This window comes from [Clostridium] hylemonae DSM 15053 (assembly GCF_008281175.1).
GTDB classification, from domain to species: domain Bacteria; phylum Bacillota; class Clostridia; order Lachnospirales; family Lachnospiraceae; genus Extibacter; species Extibacter hylemonae.
Map to the genome: position 1 here is coordinate 302,698 of NZ_CP036524.1, position 16,425 is coordinate 319,122.

At 48.6% G+C, this 16,425-nt stretch carries 15 protein-coding genes; 14 read left to right on the forward strand and 1 reads right to left on the reverse strand.

Translation table 11 applies throughout. From position 1 onward, the window contains the following. Positions 1-38 precede the first annotated feature (38 nt). The 11 genes from LAJLEIBI_RS01455 to LAJLEIBI_RS01505 all read left to right on the forward strand — a co-directional run bounded on the left by LAJLEIBI_RS01455 (position 39) and on the right by LAJLEIBI_RS01505 (position 11,030). Positions 39-1,328, forward strand: a complete 1,290-nt coding sequence (locus LAJLEIBI_RS01455; RefSeq protein WP_167534365.1) for an ABC transporter permease — start codon at positions 39-41, stop codon at positions 1,326-1,328. A gap of 13 nt (positions 1,329-1,341) precedes the next feature. After that, positions 1,342-2,826: an ABC transporter permease gene (locus LAJLEIBI_RS01460; RefSeq protein WP_006444319.1), complete on the forward strand. Its 1,485-nt coding sequence runs from the start codon at positions 1,342-1,344 to the stop codon at positions 2,824-2,826. 12 nt (positions 2,827-2,838) lie between these two features. Beyond that, the gene (locus tag LAJLEIBI_RS01465) at positions 2,839-3,477 is read left to right on the forward strand and encodes an ATP-binding cassette domain-containing protein (RefSeq protein ID WP_006444318.1); all 639 of its coding nucleotides are present in this window, start codon (positions 2,839-2,841) and stop codon (positions 3,475-3,477) included. A gap of 320 nt (positions 3,478-3,797) precedes the next feature. Next, complete coding sequence (abc-f, locus tag LAJLEIBI_RS01470; RefSeq protein WP_040435768.1) at positions 3,798-5,276, forward strand: ribosomal protection-like ABC-F family protein; 1,479 nt, start codon at positions 3,798-3,800, stop codon at positions 5,274-5,276. A 181-nt stretch (positions 5,277-5,457) separates the two neighbouring features. Beyond that, the gene (locus LAJLEIBI_RS01475) at positions 5,458-5,889 is read left to right on the forward strand and encodes a hypothetical protein (protein WP_040435767.1); all 432 of its coding nucleotides are present in this window, start codon (positions 5,458-5,460) and stop codon (positions 5,887-5,889) included. Between the two features lie 19 nt (positions 5,890-5,908). Continuing rightward, a complete protein-coding gene (locus LAJLEIBI_RS01480; protein WP_006444314.1) occupies positions 5,909-6,229 on the forward strand; it encodes an MGMT family protein in 321 nt (106 codons plus the stop codon). Positions 6,230-6,338: 109 nt separating this feature from the next. Next, positions 6,339-7,013, forward strand: a complete 675-nt coding sequence (locus LAJLEIBI_RS01485; RefSeq protein WP_006444313.1) for a response regulator transcription factor — start codon at positions 6,339-6,341, stop codon at positions 7,011-7,013. Beyond that, the gene (locus LAJLEIBI_RS01490; protein ID WP_006444312.1) at positions 7,001-8,263 is read left to right on the forward strand and encodes a HAMP domain-containing sensor histidine kinase; all 1,263 of its coding nucleotides are present in this window, start codon (positions 7,001-7,003) and stop codon (positions 8,261-8,263) included. Before LAJLEIBI_RS01485 ends, LAJLEIBI_RS01490 begins: the two co-directional genes overlap by 13 nt. A gap of 73 nt (positions 8,264-8,336) precedes the next feature. Beyond that, positions 8,337-9,215, forward strand: a complete 879-nt coding sequence (locus tag LAJLEIBI_RS01495; protein ID WP_040435765.1) for an ABC transporter ATP-binding protein — start codon at positions 8,337-8,339, stop codon at positions 9,213-9,215. Next, positions 9,215-10,453 (forward strand): ABC transporter permease, encoded by a 1,239-nt coding sequence (locus LAJLEIBI_RS01500; RefSeq protein WP_006444310.1) that lies wholly within the window; start codon positions 9,215-9,217, stop codon positions 10,451-10,453. The genes LAJLEIBI_RS01495 and LAJLEIBI_RS01500 overlap by 1 nt, the downstream gene beginning before the upstream one ends. Beyond that, the gene (locus LAJLEIBI_RS01505; protein ID WP_006444309.1) at positions 10,410-11,030 is read left to right on the forward strand and encodes a hypothetical protein; all 621 of its coding nucleotides are present in this window, start codon (positions 10,410-10,412) and stop codon (positions 11,028-11,030) included. The genes LAJLEIBI_RS01500 and LAJLEIBI_RS01505 overlap by 44 nt, the downstream gene beginning before the upstream one ends. 399 nt (positions 11,031-11,429) lie before the next feature. Here LAJLEIBI_RS01505 and LAJLEIBI_RS01515 read toward each other — a convergent pair whose 3' ends face one another. Then, positions 11,430-12,533 carry a hypothetical protein gene (locus tag LAJLEIBI_RS01515; RefSeq protein WP_006444308.1) on the reverse strand — a complete coding sequence of 368 codons (1,104 nt, stop codon included), beginning with the start codon at positions 12,531-12,533 and terminating at the stop codon, positions 11,430-11,432. 209 nt (positions 12,534-12,742) lie between these two features. Here LAJLEIBI_RS01515 and LAJLEIBI_RS01520 point away from each other — a divergent pair, with 209 nt between their 5' ends. The 3 genes from LAJLEIBI_RS01520 (at position 12,743) to LAJLEIBI_RS01530 (ending at position 16,300) form a co-directional block, all read left to right on the forward strand. Further along, positions 12,743-13,456, forward strand: a complete 714-nt coding sequence (locus tag LAJLEIBI_RS01520; RefSeq protein ID WP_006444307.1) for an IMP cyclohydrolase — start codon at positions 12,743-12,745, stop codon at positions 13,454-13,456. A 14-nt stretch (positions 13,457-13,470) separates the two neighbouring features. Beyond that, positions 13,471-14,649, forward strand: coding sequence for a phosphoribosylaminoimidazolecarboxamide formyltransferase (locus LAJLEIBI_RS01525; protein ID WP_006444306.1), 1,179 nt, complete (start codon positions 13,471-13,473; stop codon positions 14,647-14,649). A 259-nt stretch (positions 14,650-14,908) separates the two neighbouring features. Continuing rightward, positions 14,909-16,300, forward strand: coding sequence for an NAD(P)/FAD-dependent oxidoreductase (locus LAJLEIBI_RS01530; protein ID WP_006444305.1), 1,392 nt, complete (start codon positions 14,909-14,911; stop codon positions 16,298-16,300). The last annotated feature ends 125 nt before the right edge of the window (positions 16,301-16,425 follow it).

Below are 16,425 nucleotides of genomic sequence, written 5' to 3' on the forward strand. Positions count from 1 at the left end.
TCATCTATATAGTCAGAAAAAAATCACAAAGCATACGTTTGTTCATTGTATTTTTTATATTATTTACTTTAGTCATGACAGGTATCACCATAAGCAATGCGGCTGGGAAAGCGGCTGACGGACTGCGGAACACGCTCGGGGGCTACTTCAAATTAGAAGAAGATCCGGAATATGCGGGGAAACGCGAAGCTATAACCGACACCCTGGCAGAGCGCATTGAAAAGCTGGACGGTATTGAGCGCAGCAATAAAATCAATACTGAATACCTGTATACCCCAAAGCTGACTTTGCGTGCAGGACGGTTTTCCCGGGAGGGAGATATAAAAGCACAGATGGCGCGGTTTCTGGGAAATTCGGACAGCAGTCTGAATGAGTTTTTTATACGGCGGTCCTTTTGCCTGACAAAAGGCCGTCATATTGGCCCCGGCGATGTGGAGAAGGCCGTTATATCAGAAAGTCTTGCGGATATAAATGAACTGGACATCGGGGATTTTATAGAAGGGGTGCTTTATACCCAGGACAATTCAAGAGTTCTTGGAAACTACAAATGGGAAGTCATCGGAATCTTCGCGGAGAATACGGTACAGGAGAGCAGCGGGCTGACTGCGGAATGTGATCTTAGGGATAATTTTATCTTTGTAGATGAAACTTCCCTTATGAATGTACAGACAGATGAGAGTGAAGAAAATGCAGGAAAATACCGGGAAGCAGTTTTTTTTCTGGAGGACCCTGCACGATCAGATCAGGTTGTGAAAGAGGTTTTCCGATTAGATGGCGTCAACTGGGATTCATTTTGTATCAAGGAAAACAATAAGGCATACGAAAAAGCAGCGGCGCCTTTGAAAAAACTGAGGCTGCAGACAGAGGTCCTGCTTCTTATGATCATAGGAATCAGTATAGTGCTTGTAACGCTGCTTCTGTTTATGTGGATGAGGGAACGCCTCAGGGAAGTGGGAATTCTGCGCTCCATAGGCATTTCCAAATTATCGGTCATCGGACAGCACATGACGGAGACGCTGCTGGTCGTTCTGGCGGCACTTGTGCTGACAGTTCCGGCCACGCATCTGCTGACAGACTATGCGCAGAAAAGGATCGCAGATACGGATGTTGTTGTGGAGGACCAGAAAAACGAGCTCCGTCAAATAACGGATGCGCCGGCAGATTCTGAGGAGACAGAAGAATACGTAGAAATAACAGTCTCAGTCGGGAGAAAGGAATTCTGGTTCGTCGTCCTATATGGTCTGGGGCTCAGTGCTGCTGCAGTCGGGGTGTCATCTATCCGGATCATCCGTATGAAGCCCAGGGACATCATGGCGGCATTGGAGTAAGGGGGGGATTCTTATGTCATTGCTGAAACGGGCATTTTTATATGTAGCAAGAAAAAAAACCAGGAGTATATTGCTGCTGCTTGTAACGTGCGTGATGTCAGCTTTTTTACTCATTGGGATCTCTATTAAGTCAAGTGCGGACCAGGCGGCAAAAGAGCTGCGCAAAAGCATGGGCGGCAGTTTTATCGTGAAGATCGATAATAATGCCCCCGAACGCTGCGAGGCAGTAACACATGAGAGCGGATATTCTTATATAAGATACAAAGGGCCGTTCATAACAGAGGAGATGCTGCAGAGCATTCTGGCTGTCGAAGGCGTCAGCGGATATACGGTCAATCATAATTATATGTCTCTGTTTGTTGATCTGGAATTATTTCCAGGCATGTATGCAGATATGTATAAGGATATTGTAGAGAACGATTACCCGGATAAGGATCCTCCTGACAGAAGAGCGGATTATCAGGTAGCCATGAACAGCACCCTGCTCTTTGGTGAAAAGGACAGTCAGATGCAGGAATATTTCCGGTCAGGTGCGCTTACCCTTGTTTCAGGGAGGCATCTTACAAAGGGAGATGAACGTCAGGCGCTTATCTCCGCGGATATGGCGAAAAGAAATGATCTGACGATCGGAGATACATTTACAGTTGAAAATAAAGAGGGAAATGTGATGATCAGTGATGACCCTGTGAGATCAATGGGGCCGCCGGTGGAACTGACCGTCCTCGGGATATTTGATGTTAATTTTCAGCAGGAAATATCTATTTTTACAACGGAGGATATGATCGCCCATAACTATATCTTTACAGACACAGATACCTATACGCAGCTTCGGGAATATCGGGGGATCAAAGAGGATTCTGCCTATAGTGAGCTGACGTTTTTTGTGGATGACCCGCAAATGTCGGACCGTGTTCTTAATAAAGTGCGGTCTCTAAAAAATATAGAGTGGGATAAATATATCCTGAAGCTGGATGATTCTTCCTACCGTGCGTCCATCAAACCATTACAGCGCATGAGCGGGTTTTCTGCCTTCCTGATGACGGCGTCTGTACTTGGCGTACTCACTGTTCAGTATCTTATATTGAATATGTGGACCAGGGGCAGAAGAAAAGAAATTGGCATCCTTCTTTCTATAGGGATCCAGAAAAGAATGATCAGGATGCAGCTCATACTGGAAAGCGTGATGATATGTGCGGCCGCTCTGATGCTCGCCCTATGCATTGCAGGCTTTGCGTCCGGACATTTGGGGCGTCTGGCAGAGCGCGCGGCAGCCCCGGATGCCGGGGGTGATGCATTTACGGTTGAATATGATACAGGGGAACTGGCGCCTGATATTGACAAGGTCTCAGCCAGCCCGGTTCAATTAAGTTATCCGGTGAGTCCGGCAAACATTTTTGCGGTCGCAGTGCTCACCTTAGGTGTAACCGTGCTGAGTGTTTTTCTTGCATCCATACAGGCCTTAAAAATGAAACCGAAAGATATTTTGTCATCCATATAGCGGAGGATCGTGATGAGCATAATAGAATTAAGAAATGTCAGTTACTATTATACACCGGGCAGATACATACTGAACCATGTGAATGTCTCATTTGCTGCCGGGAAAATGTATGTCATAACAGGTCCGTCGGGCTGTGGAAAAACGACGCTTCTCTCTCTGCTCGGCGGGCTTGACACACCGAAAGAGGGGGCTGTTTTTTACAGGGACAGTGAGATTACCGGGGCTGGCCTTGAAAAGCACCGGAGGAACAATGTTTCGTTTGTCTTCCAAAACTATAATCTGATTGAGTACATGACTTCCATAGAAAATGTGCGTTTGACGGCAAAGACAGATCCTCTGCCCATACTGGAACGGCTGGGGTTAAGCGCAGAAGAATCCGGGCGAAATATATTAAAGCTTTCAGGGGGACAGCAGCAGAGGGTGGCGATCGCGCGGGCTCTTGCCTCACAGTCAGAGGTCATACTGGCAGATGAACCGACGGGCAATCTGGATCAGGAAACTGCTGTGGAGATCACAGAAATATTAAGGGAAAGCGCTTCTGAATATAAAAAATGTGTGATCATTGTCTCGCATTCAGAAGAAGTGGCTCATATGGCGGAGGAAGTATATGAACTGTCGGAGGGAAAATTGCAGAAAAGGCGTTTTTGTTGACTTGACAGAGCGTATCTGCTATAATCGGGGCAGATTATAAAGAGATGGGAGATGAAAGGATGAATTCAACTTCTTGCTAATGATTTAAGTGCATGGTAAAGGCTTTCAGACGATATTTACATATATCGTGTCTTTTTGCCGTGCGCAGAGCAGGAAAGTTGAACTGTCCGTCCGTCTTTAACTATACAGATATCTTCCGGCCCGGGCGCCGGAGGTCAGTTGCGTGTAGAAGGCTGTAGGAATGTACTTTCCTGCGGCTTTTTCTATTCGGAGAGAAACAAGGTAATGTGATCTGATCTTTTAACAGGAGGTATGTGTATATGTCAATGATCAATGTAACGGATCTCAGTTTTGCTTATGAGAGCAGCTATGACAATATATTTGAACATGTGTCTTTTCAGATAGACACAGACTGGAAACTTGGATTTATCGGCCGGAACGGGCGGGGAAAGACGACGTTCCTGAAGCTGCTGCTTGGGAAATACGAATATGATGGAACGATTTCCGCCAGTGTGGAATTTGAATATTTCCCATATGAGGTGAAAGATGCAGGCCGCATGACGGTGGAGATTGTACAGGAGATGAAGCCCCAGGCACAGGTGTGGGAGATCATGCGGGAACTGAATCTGATGGAAGTGGCAGAAGATGTGCTTTACAGGGAGTTTGACACACTCAGCCATGGCGAGCGCACGAAGGTGATGCTGGCGGCGCTGTTTCTTGGAAGCGGCCGGTTTCTGCTCATAGACGAGCCGACCAATCATCTTGACACGAAGGCAAGAGCAGAGGTGGCCGCATATCTTAACCGCAAGAAAGGGTTCATTCTTGTCTCCCATGACAGGCATTTCCTCGATGCGTGCGTGGATCATATTCTGTCCATCAATAAGATGGATATCGAGGTGCAGAAAGGTAATTTTACGACATGGTATACGGGTAAAGAGGCAAGAGACCGGATGGAGGCGGCGCAGAATGAGAAGTTGAGATCAGAGATCAAACGACTCACGAAGGCGGCCAGGCAGTCGGAGAACTGGTCGGATAAGGTTGAGAAGACCAAGAAAGGAGAGCGCGTGGCCGGACTCCGCCCGGACCGGGGCGCCATCGGCCATAAGGCAGCCAAGATGATGAAGCGCTCCAAAGTTCTGGAAAAAAGGCAGCATATGGCGCTGGAAGAAAAGTCAAAGCTTCTGAAAAATATTGACTTTGCAGAGACATTAAGACTGGAGCCTCTTGCGTACCACGCGCACCGGCTGGCAGAGCTTCAGGATGTCGCCGTCCGTTACGGAGAGCGGGAAGTGTGCCGCGGCGTATCCTTTGAGATCTGCCGCGGAGACAGAATCTGTCTGTCCGGGAGGAACGGGTGCGGTAAATCAAGTATCTTAAAGCTTCTGCTGGGGGAGGATATTCCCCATACCGGACAGATGCAGACCGGGAGCGGCATAAAAATATCGTATGTGCCGCAGGACACCTCCCATCTGAGAGGAACTCTGAAGGAACTGGCCTCAGAGTACGCAATAGAGGAGAGTCTGTTCAAGATGATGCTGCGCAAGCTGGATCTTGAACGGGTCCAGTTTGAAAAGGACATTGCCGACTACAGCGCCGGGCAGAAGAAAAAGGTACTGCTTGCCAAAAGTCTCTGCGAACAGGCGCATCTGTATGTCTGGGACGAACCACTTAATTATATCGATGTGCTGTCGAGGCTCCAGATCGAAGAGCTTATACAAAATGCTGGTCCGACAATGATATTTGTGGAACACGACGAGGCGTTCAGAGAAAAGATCGCCACGAAGGTCTGCCAGCTTTAAGGAGCTGGCCGGATGGGACATCCGGCTGCCTGCGCTTGCTTTATGCTGTAAATATGACCGGAAACGGTGCAGGTTCGGGCGAAATATGATATAGTGGTCTCAAAGTATCCGTCTGCATAGGCGTATAAGACTTGTGCTGACTGCCAATACTACTGTTAAAAAGTGGAAAGGCGGAACACACATGAATGGAAATGCAGAAATGCTGAATTATGTTTACCAGAATACGCAGATGGGAATCGAATCTTTAAAGCAGCTGCTGGAGATCGTAGACAACGATGACTTCAGAAAGTGCCTCGAGAAGCAGCTTGGCGGTTACCGGGACATCAATACGAAAGCAAAGAAGATGCTCAATGAGAACGGCTTTGATGAGAAGGGGATCCCTGGCATGGAAAAGATAACTTCTTATCTGATGATCAACATGAAGACACTGATCGACAAGTCTTCCTCCCATATAGCGGATATGCTCATCAAGGGCAGCAGTATGGGGATCGTGGAGGCAACAAAACAGCTGCACAAATATGAGGGAGATGTGGAGAAGGATATTATTTCCCTTATGAAAGAGCTTCAGAAGATGGAAGAGCACAATGTGGAGGAACTGAAAAAATATTTATAGTGTACGGATGTGGAGATAAATGAAAGAGAAAAATACGTTTGATAAAATCTACGATGTAGTCGGACAGATACCGGAGGGAAAGGTGGCATCTTACGGCCAGATAGCCGAGCTTGCAGGCAACCGGAGGTGGGCCCGGGTCGTCGGCTATGCGCTGCATGTCGTTCCAGACTCCATGCATCTGCCCTGCCACCGTGTCGTGACAAAGGAAGGACGCGTGTCCGGCGCATTTTTGTCGGGAGGAGTCAACCGGCAGGCCCGCATGCTTGAGGAGGAAGGGGTAGAGATTGAGGAAGACAGAGTGGACATGAGAAAATACCAGTGGAGTAAAAGAATATTCTAAACAAAGTAAATAGGGAATTTGTAGTGATTTCTGTGTTATAATTACCCGGGAACAGTTGGTATATAAGAGCTGTTTCCGGGTATTTGATTATAAAAAAGGCGGCAGGACTATGGAATATAAGATATTGATCGCAGACGATGAACAAGGGATCATACAATTACTGAAAGATTATTTTGAAATACAGGGTTACCGGGTGCTGGAAGCACTAAACGGGGCAGAGGTGCTGGAAAAGCTGGCGCGTAAGCCGGATATCATACTGCTTGATGTCAGCATGCCGGGAATCGACGGCTTTGAAGTGTGCAGAAGGATCCGTTCGCACATATCGTGTCCCATCCTTTTTCTGACCGCCAGGATAGAGGAACAGGACAGGATCAACGGACTTAAACTTGGCGGGGACGATTATATCATGAAGCCGTTTTCGATAGAAGAGCTGGGCGCAAGAGTGGAGGCCCATCTCCGCAGGGAAGAACGGAAACGTCTGAACGGTTCCGTGCTGATGTCAGACAGGCTGGCGATCCGCTACAGTGAGCGGAGTGTTTATTATGAAAACGATCAGGTAAATCTTACCAAAATGGAGTTTGATATCGTAGAGCTTTTATCCATGAATCCGGGCCAGGTATTCAGCAAAGACCAGCTGTACGAGAAGACAAGGGGATACGACGGAGCGGGAGACAGCAGCATCGTCACGGAGCATATCCGCCGGATCCGCACAAAGCTGGCAGAATATACAGAGAAATCATACATTGAGACTGTGTGGGGAGTGGGATATAAATGGATTGGATAGAAGAGAAGGCAGAACAACTGAAAACGTGGATACGCGATCTTACCTTTCGGAAAGCCATGCTTGCCTATATCGCTGCCGCCGCGCTCATTTCGGTCATACTGTCTGCCGTGACAATGACAGTATGCTACCGTTTTGAAAGTATCATCTGGAATAAGTACGCGGATATGATGCAGTACAACGAAGTAAACGGCGTTCCTTTATGGCCTGACTGGTCTATAGCTGCCAACTGGAACATCTGGGCAAAAGATTTCGCGGGCTTCAAAGGACATGACAGGCAGATGATGCTTATGTTGGATATCATACGCGTCTGGTGTCCGTTTTTCTACAGCTTTTCAGGAACGGTGGCAGCGGTTTTTCTCTTTTACAGAAATCGTTTGAAGCGTCCGTTTGGTATATTAAAAAATGGGGCGGAGCAGATCAGGCAAAATAATCTGGATATCCATGTTACTTACGACAGCGAGGATGAGATGGGACAGCTCTGCCGTTCTTTTGACATGATGCGGGTGGAGGTCATCCACAATAAGGAAGAGCTGTGGCAGAGGATCGAAGGCCAGAAGAAGCTCAATGCGGCGTTTGCACACGACTTGAGGACGCCGCTTACAGTGCTGAAAGGATATTCCGATTTCCTTGCCAGATATATACCCCAGGGTAAAGTGAGTGAACAGAAGATGCTCGATACACTGAAGCTCATGTCCTCCCATCTGGACAGGCTGGAACAGTTCAGCAGAACAATGAAAGGCATACGAAGTATGGAAGAACGTCCTGTGAATCCGGAAGAGACAGGCGCGGCGAGTATATACGCTGAGATCAGGGAGATCATTTTTGCGCTGAATCAGATAAAAGATATCGAGATCACCCTGGACTGCGCAAAAGAGGCGCAGACAGGGCAGAGGATATATGTTGATAAAAATATTGTGGCGGAGGTTTTTGAAAATCTTTTGTCCAATGCCATCCGTTATGCGGTATGCAGAATTACCGTATCGGCGGAATATGACAGTGCAGAAGGGCTATTTCTGCTGGCGGTGTCAGACGACGGGCCGGGATTTACGCAAGAGGATCTGCAGAAAGCAACCTTGCCCTATTACAGGGAGCACGGGGAAAATGAGGAGCATTTTGGTATAGGGCTTCACATCTGCGCGCTCCTGTGCGGGAAGCACGGCGGTACTTTGAGCATAGCAAACAGCATGTACGGCGGTGCTGTAGTCACGGCTTCTTTCAATTGTCTTTATAATATATACAGCGAATCTTAATTCTTTGTAGAGAAATTATAGATATTTTCTGTTTATGATAGGAGCAGAAAAGGCAGAGAAAAGGAGAGGCAAAATGACTACAGAAATTGAGATACGCCATCTGAACCAGTTCTACGGAAAGAAGCAGGCGTTAAAAAATGTGGATCTTACAATTGATAAAGGAATGTTCGGCCTGCTTGGCAGAAATGGCGCCGGAAAGACTACACTGATGAAGGTGCTGGCAACATTGCTGCCAAAGTCAGAAGGGGAGATAAACATATGCGGCGTACCGGTGGAGCATGCGGCCGCAGTCCGGAGCATGACAGGATATCTTCCGCAGGAATTTTCCATGTACCCGAATATGACCGTATATGAAGCAATGGATTATCTCGGGGTGTTGTCAGGATTGAGCAAAGGGGAGCGGAAAAAGAAGATACTGGGGCTGCTGAAAAGGGTCAATCTTCAGGACGACCGGAAGAAAAAGGTGAAAGCATTGTCGGGCGGGATGAAACGCCGGCTTGGAATTGCGCAGGCGATCCTGCACGATCCGAAGGTACTCATTGTGGATGAGCCGACGGCAGGGCTGGACCCGGAGGAGCGTGTGCGCTTCCGCAATCTGCTCTGTGAGATCGCAGAGGAGAGGATCGTTATACTTTCTACTCACATCGTAGGGGACATTGAGGCTACATGTGAACAGGTGGCGGTGCTGAATAAAGGGGAGATTATTTACCGCGGCTCTGTGGCAGAGCTGACTGCAATGGCGGACGGCAAGGTGTATTCCGCGGAAATCAGCAGGAATGAACTGACAGAGCTTAAGAGTAAGTATATTGTCACAAGTATGCTGACGCTTGGCAATAACGTTATCGTCCGTTTTCTGGCAGATAAAACTCCATTTCCGTCAGCCAGACTTGCGGAGGCAGGAGTGGAAGATGCATATATGTATCTGATGCGCGGCGAGAGGGGGGAGGAATAATGTTCTGTTCCTTATTTGCCAAAGAGTGCCGCCAGACGGTAAGAAGTCTTATCTACTGGCTGACAGTCATTGTACTGACACTGTTCTTTTTCTCTCAGCTCGGGGAGCTTGAGATAACCGGAAAGCCTGCGAAGGGTCAGGAAGAGTACGGTATGAAATATAGTGATGACAAACAGGTGATCATGAAAAATACGCTGGGAAGCCTTGCGGAAGAGTATTACGGTGGGACGTACAGCACATATCCAATAGGGTTTCATAAGTCAGTGAAGCCCAGTAAAGAAGAAAATAAAAGAATCGGAGACATAGTGAAAGAGACGACCGGCATCACAGATATGACAGTGATCGAAGACTTGATGGCTGAGCATTATAATACGGGCGATGTAATAATGACCGGTCTGTCGGTGCCGCCTGTCAAAGGGCTGTCATATGAACGGTTTCAGAAGCTTATGCAGGAGGTGGACGATATGCTCGGCGGAGGGTCCTCCTACGGCGCAGAGATGCTAGAATCCAACGCCATGGAACCGATGACGTACGAAGATGCCATGGAAGAGTATAATACGCTTGTGGAAAAGGACCATTTGACGGGAGGCTATGCGCGGCTGTTCTGTGATTACATGGGGATCATGCTGTCAATACTTCCGGTATTTCTGGCTGTGACGCGTGGACTGAGAGACCGGCGGGCTCAAATGCAGGAGCTTATAGCCGTGCGGAAAGCATCCTCTGCAGTCATAATCGCAAGCCGATATGCGGCGATGCTCGTTATGCTCATGGTGCCGGTGCTCATATTATCGTGTTTTCCACTGGCGGAATGTATGAGTTACGCCGCGGAGGCAGGAATCTCCATCGATCATTTTGCATTTGTCAAATACAGTTTTGGCTGGCTCCTGCCGTCTGTGATGACAGCGGCGGCCGTGGGACTTGTCCTGACGGTTCTGACAGACACTGCGCTCGGCGTGCTCGTTCAGGGCGTCTGGTGGTTCCTGTCCATTTTCAGCAGCATGTCCGGCATGGACGGCGGCAAGTATGGCTGGTCCTTTGTGCCGAGGCATAATACGGCAGGCAACTATGCCGGGTTCCATGATAATTTTGCGCAGCTTGCGGCAAACCGGGCGCTGTATGCAGCGGTTTCTGTTGTACTCGTTTTAGCCGCCATCTGGATCTATGCGAAAAAAAGAAGGGGGAAGATGGATATACATGGAAAGATATCTGCAAATCGGAAAAATAAATCTAAAGCATAATATATTACCGCATCTGCTTGTGACTGCCGCTCTTCTGTGTCTTTCCCCGCTCGTGCTCGGCGTTTCCAATCTCGAAGCGCCGGATACGGCCAAAGTGCTGGAAATGTATGTGGCGCTGACCGGAATCATCCTTTTGACCCCGGTATTTCTCCCGGAGCAGAATAAGGATCTGCGGGATCTTGTGTACGCCAAGTATATGAGGGCGTCTTCGGTATATGCTGTGCGCATTGCGGAGGCCATACTTGCAATGGGAATCTTTCTCGGCGTCTATGTGTGGATGCTTTGCTATAATAACTGCGAGATGGATGTGCTGAGATATTATGGGGGAACCCTGGCCGAAATGCTCTTTCTGGGCGGACTCGGAGTGCTCTGCTACGGCCTGGCCGACAACCTGGTCATCGGGTATATGGTGCCGGTATTCTACTATATCGTGGCGATGGGAAGCGGCGCCAAGTATCTGAAAATGCTCTATCCCTTCTCAATGGCAGCAGGAAGCTACGAAGAAAAGATATATCTGCTCATTGCCGGAATCGTCATGATCGCCGCAGGAACCGCCCTGCGGAGCAGGCGGGGGTAAATTGGGGATTCCCTGAGTCGTCTCGATAGATAAAGTTGTATCATGTAAATCCATTGTGTCCTGCCAGGGAATCTAACGCGTTTGAGAAATTTGAGATTTGTGTGATGTCAGGCGTAGGAAGGGCGGCAGTGGGCTGCAGGGCGTTGGAGGGAGCTTTGTCAAGCCGTTAGGGAAGAAAATATGGTGGGAACAGACCAGAAACTGCGCCACAAGTGCAGTTTCTGAGACAGCTGAGACAGCAGATCATCCAGATTTGCTGACGAATTCTGTCGGTGTCTGTTCCCACCATGTTTTCTTCCCTTACAGCTTGCAAGCGCACCGACCGTCCCACAGCCCACTGCCGCCCTTCCTACGCCGTACGTTGCATCCACCCCAAATTCCACCCAACAAAATTCCCAATTACTCAGGGATCGGGCAGATTGTTTTGGCGAGGGTATAAAGGTCCCGGTTTTCGTCCTGGGAAGCCAGGAGTGAGGAGAGGCTTAGTTCCACTGTCATGGTCGTCTCTTCGCCGTATACTGGCGCGGCTGCATATTTTTCAAAGGTTTCTGTATATGCGGCGCTGGCTTCTTCCATGCTGTAAAATGTGCAGGCGTAGAACTCGTCAGAGGCCTGCTTGATACTATTGTTTGGCGTGACGGTCACGTCTACCGTGTAATGGAACAGGTTATCTACCTTATGCGGGATCCCGACCGAATACTTACATTGCTTCAGTATGGCTTTATAAGCTTCCGTGCAGCGTTCCTTATACTGAGGTGAGAGGTCGGACGGAGGGTCAAAGGCACCGTCTGCCTCATACCATGCCTGTGCTTCCTCCTCTGTTTGGTCAGTATGTTTCATATATTGTGTGAATTCACCTTTAAAAGACGCGTCAAGAAAGGCCTGAAGCAGATCCCGGGCATCCAGGATACCGCAGATGGTATCGTAAGGGGCCATGCAGTCTGCCAGTGATGCAGAGACCAGTTTTTCGTACTCTTCGTCAGAGATAGCGTATGAACCGCCCTTCTTTTTCACTTCTATCTCTGTCGTTGTCTCTGCGCTGTACTTGGGACTGTCTTTAACGGCCTCCGCTGCTTTTACGAGCAGGGCACTCGTCTCTTCTGTCAGGTCGGTTCCCTGCATGGCTTCTGCATAGGCATCGTTCACTTTTTTGGTCGTCCCGCCGATATCGAGAGGGGTGAAAGAGACCTGCACAGCGTAGCTGCCGTTATCTTTTTTGTCCGCGGAGGCTACTTCAAATTCTACGGAAGCGAACGCTTTTTGGAGGAACTCAAGATATGGTTCTCTCAGTTCATCCGGAAATGTGAGTACATACATATTTATATCCATTGTCTCTGAAAGCTGTTCGTCTAAAAGTGATGAGAATCTGCCGGTGTCTTCTTTTTTCATGGCAGTGATCTGTTCTCCGAGATATTCGTCCGCGGACGCTCCGCCACAGCCGGTGAAGAGAACAGAGGCTGTCAGGAAGAGTACAGGCAGTATGGCTGATAGTTTTTTCTTCATAATAATGGTCCTCCCTCATATTCATTGATTCTATTGTACCATTGCCGTTCTCCGGCTTCAATACCTTTGGCGTTCCCATTGTCTGTGAAACGCGGACAGTAATATATAAGAAAAAATACGGCGGTATTTTATAGATACTTATTGAACTGCCGGTATTTAATAGGTATAATGAAGAAACACGATAAACCAATGAAAAAGGAGATGTATTCATGGAAATGCGATCAATTGAAAAGGAACTGCAGGAGAATTCTTATCCGGGACGCGGTATCATAATCGGGAGAAGTGAAGACGGGACAAAGGCAGTGGCCGCTTATTTTATCATGGGCAGAAGCGTTAACAGCAGGAACCGTATCTTTGTGGAGGACGGTGAGGGAATACGTACGCAGGCATTTGACGAATCAAAGCTTACGGACCCAAGTCTGATCATCTATGCACCGGTCCGCGTGCTTGGCAATAAAACGATCGTAACAAACGGAGACCAGACAGATACGATTTACGAAGGCATGGACAGGCAGATGACATTTGAGCAGTCATTGAGAAGCCGCGAGTTTGAGCCTGACGGACCGAACTATACACCGCGTATCTCCGGTATCATGCATGTGGAAAACGGCGGGTACAGTTACGCGATGTCTATATTAAAGAGTAACAACGGCAGCCCCGAGTCATGCAACAGATTCACATTCGCATATGAAAACGCAGCGCCGGGAGAAGGGCATTTCATCCATACTTACATGCATGACGGCGATCCGCTTCCAAGCTTTGAGGGTGAACCAAAGCTTGTTTCAATTCCTGACGATATGAATACATTTACAGATATGCTGTGGGACAGTCTGAATGAAGACAATAAAGTGTCATTATTTGTCCGCTATATTGACATTGCGACAGGCACATATGAAACTAAGATCATAAACAAGAATCAGTAAGGAGCATGAGACGAATGAAAGAATTAGAGTTAAAATACGGATGCAATCCAAATCAAAAACCGTCCAGGATCTATGCGGCAGACGGTGGCGAGCTGCCGATACAGGTGCTGAACGGAAGACCCGGGTACATCAATTTTATGGATGCGTTCAACGGCTGGCAGCTCGTAAAGGAGCTTAAGGAGGCCACCGGACTCCCGGCGGCCACATCTTTTAAGCACGTCTCTCCGGCAGGCGCGGCAGTTGGCCTTCCGTTAAGCGGTACACTTGCCAGGATCTACTGGGTGGAAGATCTGGGAGAGCTTTCTCCGCTTGCGTGCGCTTACGCAAGGGCGAGGGGAGCCGACCGTATGTCATCCTTCGGCGATTTCATTTCCCTGTCCGATGTGTGTGACGCAGACACGGCCCGGCTCATCAAGAGGGAAGTATCCGACGGCGTGATCGCTCCGGGATATGAACCGGAGGCGCTTGAAATGTTAAAGCAGAAGAAGAACGGTAACTATAATGTCATCCAGATCGATCCGGACTATGTTCCGGCGCCGCTGGAACACAAGGAAGTATTCGGTATCACTTTTGAGCAGGGCAGAAATGAACTGAAGATTGACGACGAATTCTTTTCAGACATCGTGACTGACAATAAAGAGCTGACGGAGCAGGCGAGGATCGATCTGGCGATCTCTATGATAACGCTGAAGTATACACAGTCCAACTCCGTGTGTTATGTAAAAGACGGACAGGCTATCGGAATCGGCGCAGGACAGCAGTCCAGGATACATTGTACAAGACTGGCCGGCACAAAGGCAGATAACTGGTGGCTGAGACAGTCTCCCCAGCTGCTGGAGCTGCCGTTTGTAGATACGATCAGGCGGGCGGACAGAGACAATGCCATCGATTTATATATCGGCGAGGATTACATGGATGTACTTGCAGACGACGCATGGCCGAATATCTTCAAAGAAAAACCGGAAGTATTTACAGCAGAGGCAAAACGCGCATGGCTTGATAAGATGGAAGATGTATCCCTCGGCTCCGACGCGTTCTTCCCGTTTGGAGATAATATTGAGAGAGCCCACAGAAGCGGAGTAAAATATATCGCTCAGCCGGGCGGCTCCGTAAGGGACGACAATGTGATCGCTACATGTAATAAATATAATATGGTTATGTCCTTTACAGGGATAAGACTGTTCCACCATTAAAAACGGCGGAAGCGGCCCCGCGGCAGCAGGTTTCGGACCTGCAGCCGCGGGGTGTTTTTTTGTTTTTTGTGAATGATTCGAGGTTGGGGACAGGGGTTTTCTAAGTTGGGGACGGGGTTTTTTGAAAAAAACCCCGTCCCCAACTAACATCCTCAATTAATGCCTTGTTTTTTTATGTCCGAAATGATATGATTATCAGGGCAAAAAGCCCGGATTTACAGGGAAAAACCATTATTTGACAAGAAAGTGAAGTGACGGCATGAATCAGTATGATGTAATAATTATCGGGGCAGGTCCATCCGGGATATTCTGTGCATATGAACTTATGGAAAAGAGACCCGGCATGAAGGTGCTCGTTATAGAAAAAGGCAGGTCCATCGAACAGAGGCAATGTCCGAAGCGTAAGACAAAAGTATGTGTCGGCTGTCAGCCCTGCTCCATAACAACAGGGTTTGCAGGCGCAGGAGCCTTCTCCGACGGGAAGCTCTCTTTGTCACCTGATGTAGGCGGGACACTTCCGGAGATCCTCGGATATGAGAAAGCGACTTCGCTCATCCACGAGGCTGACCGTATATATTTAAAGTTCGGCGCGGATGAGAAGGTGTACGGCATGGAAGATCATGAGGCGATCGAAAATATCAGGGCCAAGGCCATCCGGGCAAATCTGAAGCTTATCGAATGCCCGATACGCCATCTTGGAACCGAAGAAGGATATAAGATATACACAAGACTCCAGCAGCACCTGGTGGAGCAGGGCGTAGAGATACGCTTTATGACTATGGTGAAAAATATAATTGTAGAGGACGGAGCGGCCAAAGGCGTTGTGACCGAAGACGGAGAAGAATTCTATGCGCCGGAGATCGTGGCGGGTATCGGAAGGGAAGGTTCCGAATGGTTCTCGCACATCTGCAGGGAACACGGGATCGAGACAAAGAACGGCACAGTCGATGTAGGCGTCAGGGTTGAGGTGCGTGACGAGATCATGAAGGAGCTGAATGAAAAGCTGTATGAGGCGAAGCTTGTCTATTATACACCGACATTTGACGATAAAGTCCGTGTGTTCTGCACCAATCCATCCGGGGAGGTTGCGACAGAATACTATGATGACGGCCTGGCCGTTGTGAACGGTCATGCATACAAGTCTAAGGACATGAAGACGAACAACACCAACTTTGCGCTGCTCGTGTCAAAGAATTTTACGGAGCCGTTCAAATCACCGATCGAATACGGCAAGCATATAGCGCAGCTTGGAAACATGCTCTGTGACGGAAGGATCCTGCTGCAGAGATACGGCGATTTCCGGAGGGGAAGAAGGACGACAGAAGAAAGACTGAACCGGAACAACATAGTGCCTACGCTGAAGGACGCGGTGCCGGGAGATCTGTCTCTCGTGTTCCCGCACCGGATCATGGTGGCTATCGACGAGATGATACAGGCGCTTGACAAAGTCACACCGGGAATTGCCTCCGACGAGACCCTTCTCTACGGGGTGGAGGTGAAATTTTATTCCAACAAAGTCGTCGTAAATGACTCCTTTGAGACGAGTATCCGCGGTCTGCGCGCTATGGGCGACGGAGCCTCGATCACGAGGGGACTGCAGCAGGCGTCGGCCAACGGGCTTCACGTGGCGAGAAGCATATTGAACAGCTGACGGACAGGGCCTTTAAGCGGAGGCGCCAGGAGGCGCTTCCGCTTTTTTTGTCTGAATGGGTTGTATGTTAAGAAAAAAACTTATATAATAGTAAAGGCACAAATGCTGATCGTGCAAAAAAAACG

Bases quoted from the DNA above. Each gene is read 5' to 3' on its own strand.
- LAJLEIBI_RS01505 (WP_006444309.1), top strand. From the start codon at position 10,410: ATGGAAAGATATCTGCAAATCGGAAAAATAAATCTAAAGCATAATATA.
- LAJLEIBI_RS01515 (WP_006444308.1), bottom strand. From the start codon at position 12,533: ATGAAGAAAAAACTATCAGCCATACTGCCTGTACTCTTCCTGACAGCC.
- LAJLEIBI_RS01465 (WP_006444318.1), top strand. From the start codon at position 2,839: ATGAGCATAATAGAATTAAGAAATGTCAGTTACTATTATACACCGGGC.
- LAJLEIBI_RS01525 (WP_006444306.1), top strand. From the start codon at position 13,471: ATGAAAGAATTAGAGTTAAAATACGGATGCAATCCAAATCAAAAACCG.
- LAJLEIBI_RS01500 (WP_006444310.1), top strand. From the start codon at position 9,215: ATGTTCTGTTCCTTATTTGCCAAAGAGTGCCGCCAGACGGTAAGAAGT.
- LAJLEIBI_RS01475 (WP_040435767.1), top strand. From the start codon at position 5,458: ATGAATGGAAATGCAGAAATGCTGAATTATGTTTACCAGAATACGCAG.
- LAJLEIBI_RS01485 (WP_006444313.1), top strand. From the start codon at position 6,339: ATGGAATATAAGATATTGATCGCAGACGATGAACAAGGGATCATACAA.
- abc-f (WP_040435768.1), top strand. From the start codon at position 3,798: ATGTCAATGATCAATGTAACGGATCTCAGTTTTGCTTATGAGAGCAGC.
- LAJLEIBI_RS01460 (WP_006444319.1), top strand. From the start codon at position 1,342: ATGTCATTGCTGAAACGGGCATTTTTATATGTAGCAAGAAAAAAAACC.
- LAJLEIBI_RS01490 (WP_006444312.1), top strand. From the start codon at position 7,001: ATGGATTGGATAGAAGAGAAGGCAGAACAACTGAAAACGTGGATACGC.
- LAJLEIBI_RS01480 (WP_006444314.1), top strand. From the start codon at position 5,909: ATGAAAGAGAAAAATACGTTTGATAAAATCTACGATGTAGTCGGACAG.
- LAJLEIBI_RS01530 (WP_006444305.1), top strand. From the start codon at position 14,909: ATGAATCAGTATGATGTAATAATTATCGGGGCAGGTCCATCCGGGATA.
- LAJLEIBI_RS01520 (WP_006444307.1), top strand. From the start codon at position 12,743: ATGGAAATGCGATCAATTGAAAAGGAACTGCAGGAGAATTCTTATCCG.
- LAJLEIBI_RS01495 (WP_040435765.1), top strand. From the start codon at position 8,337: ATGACTACAGAAATTGAGATACGCCATCTGAACCAGTTCTACGGAAAG.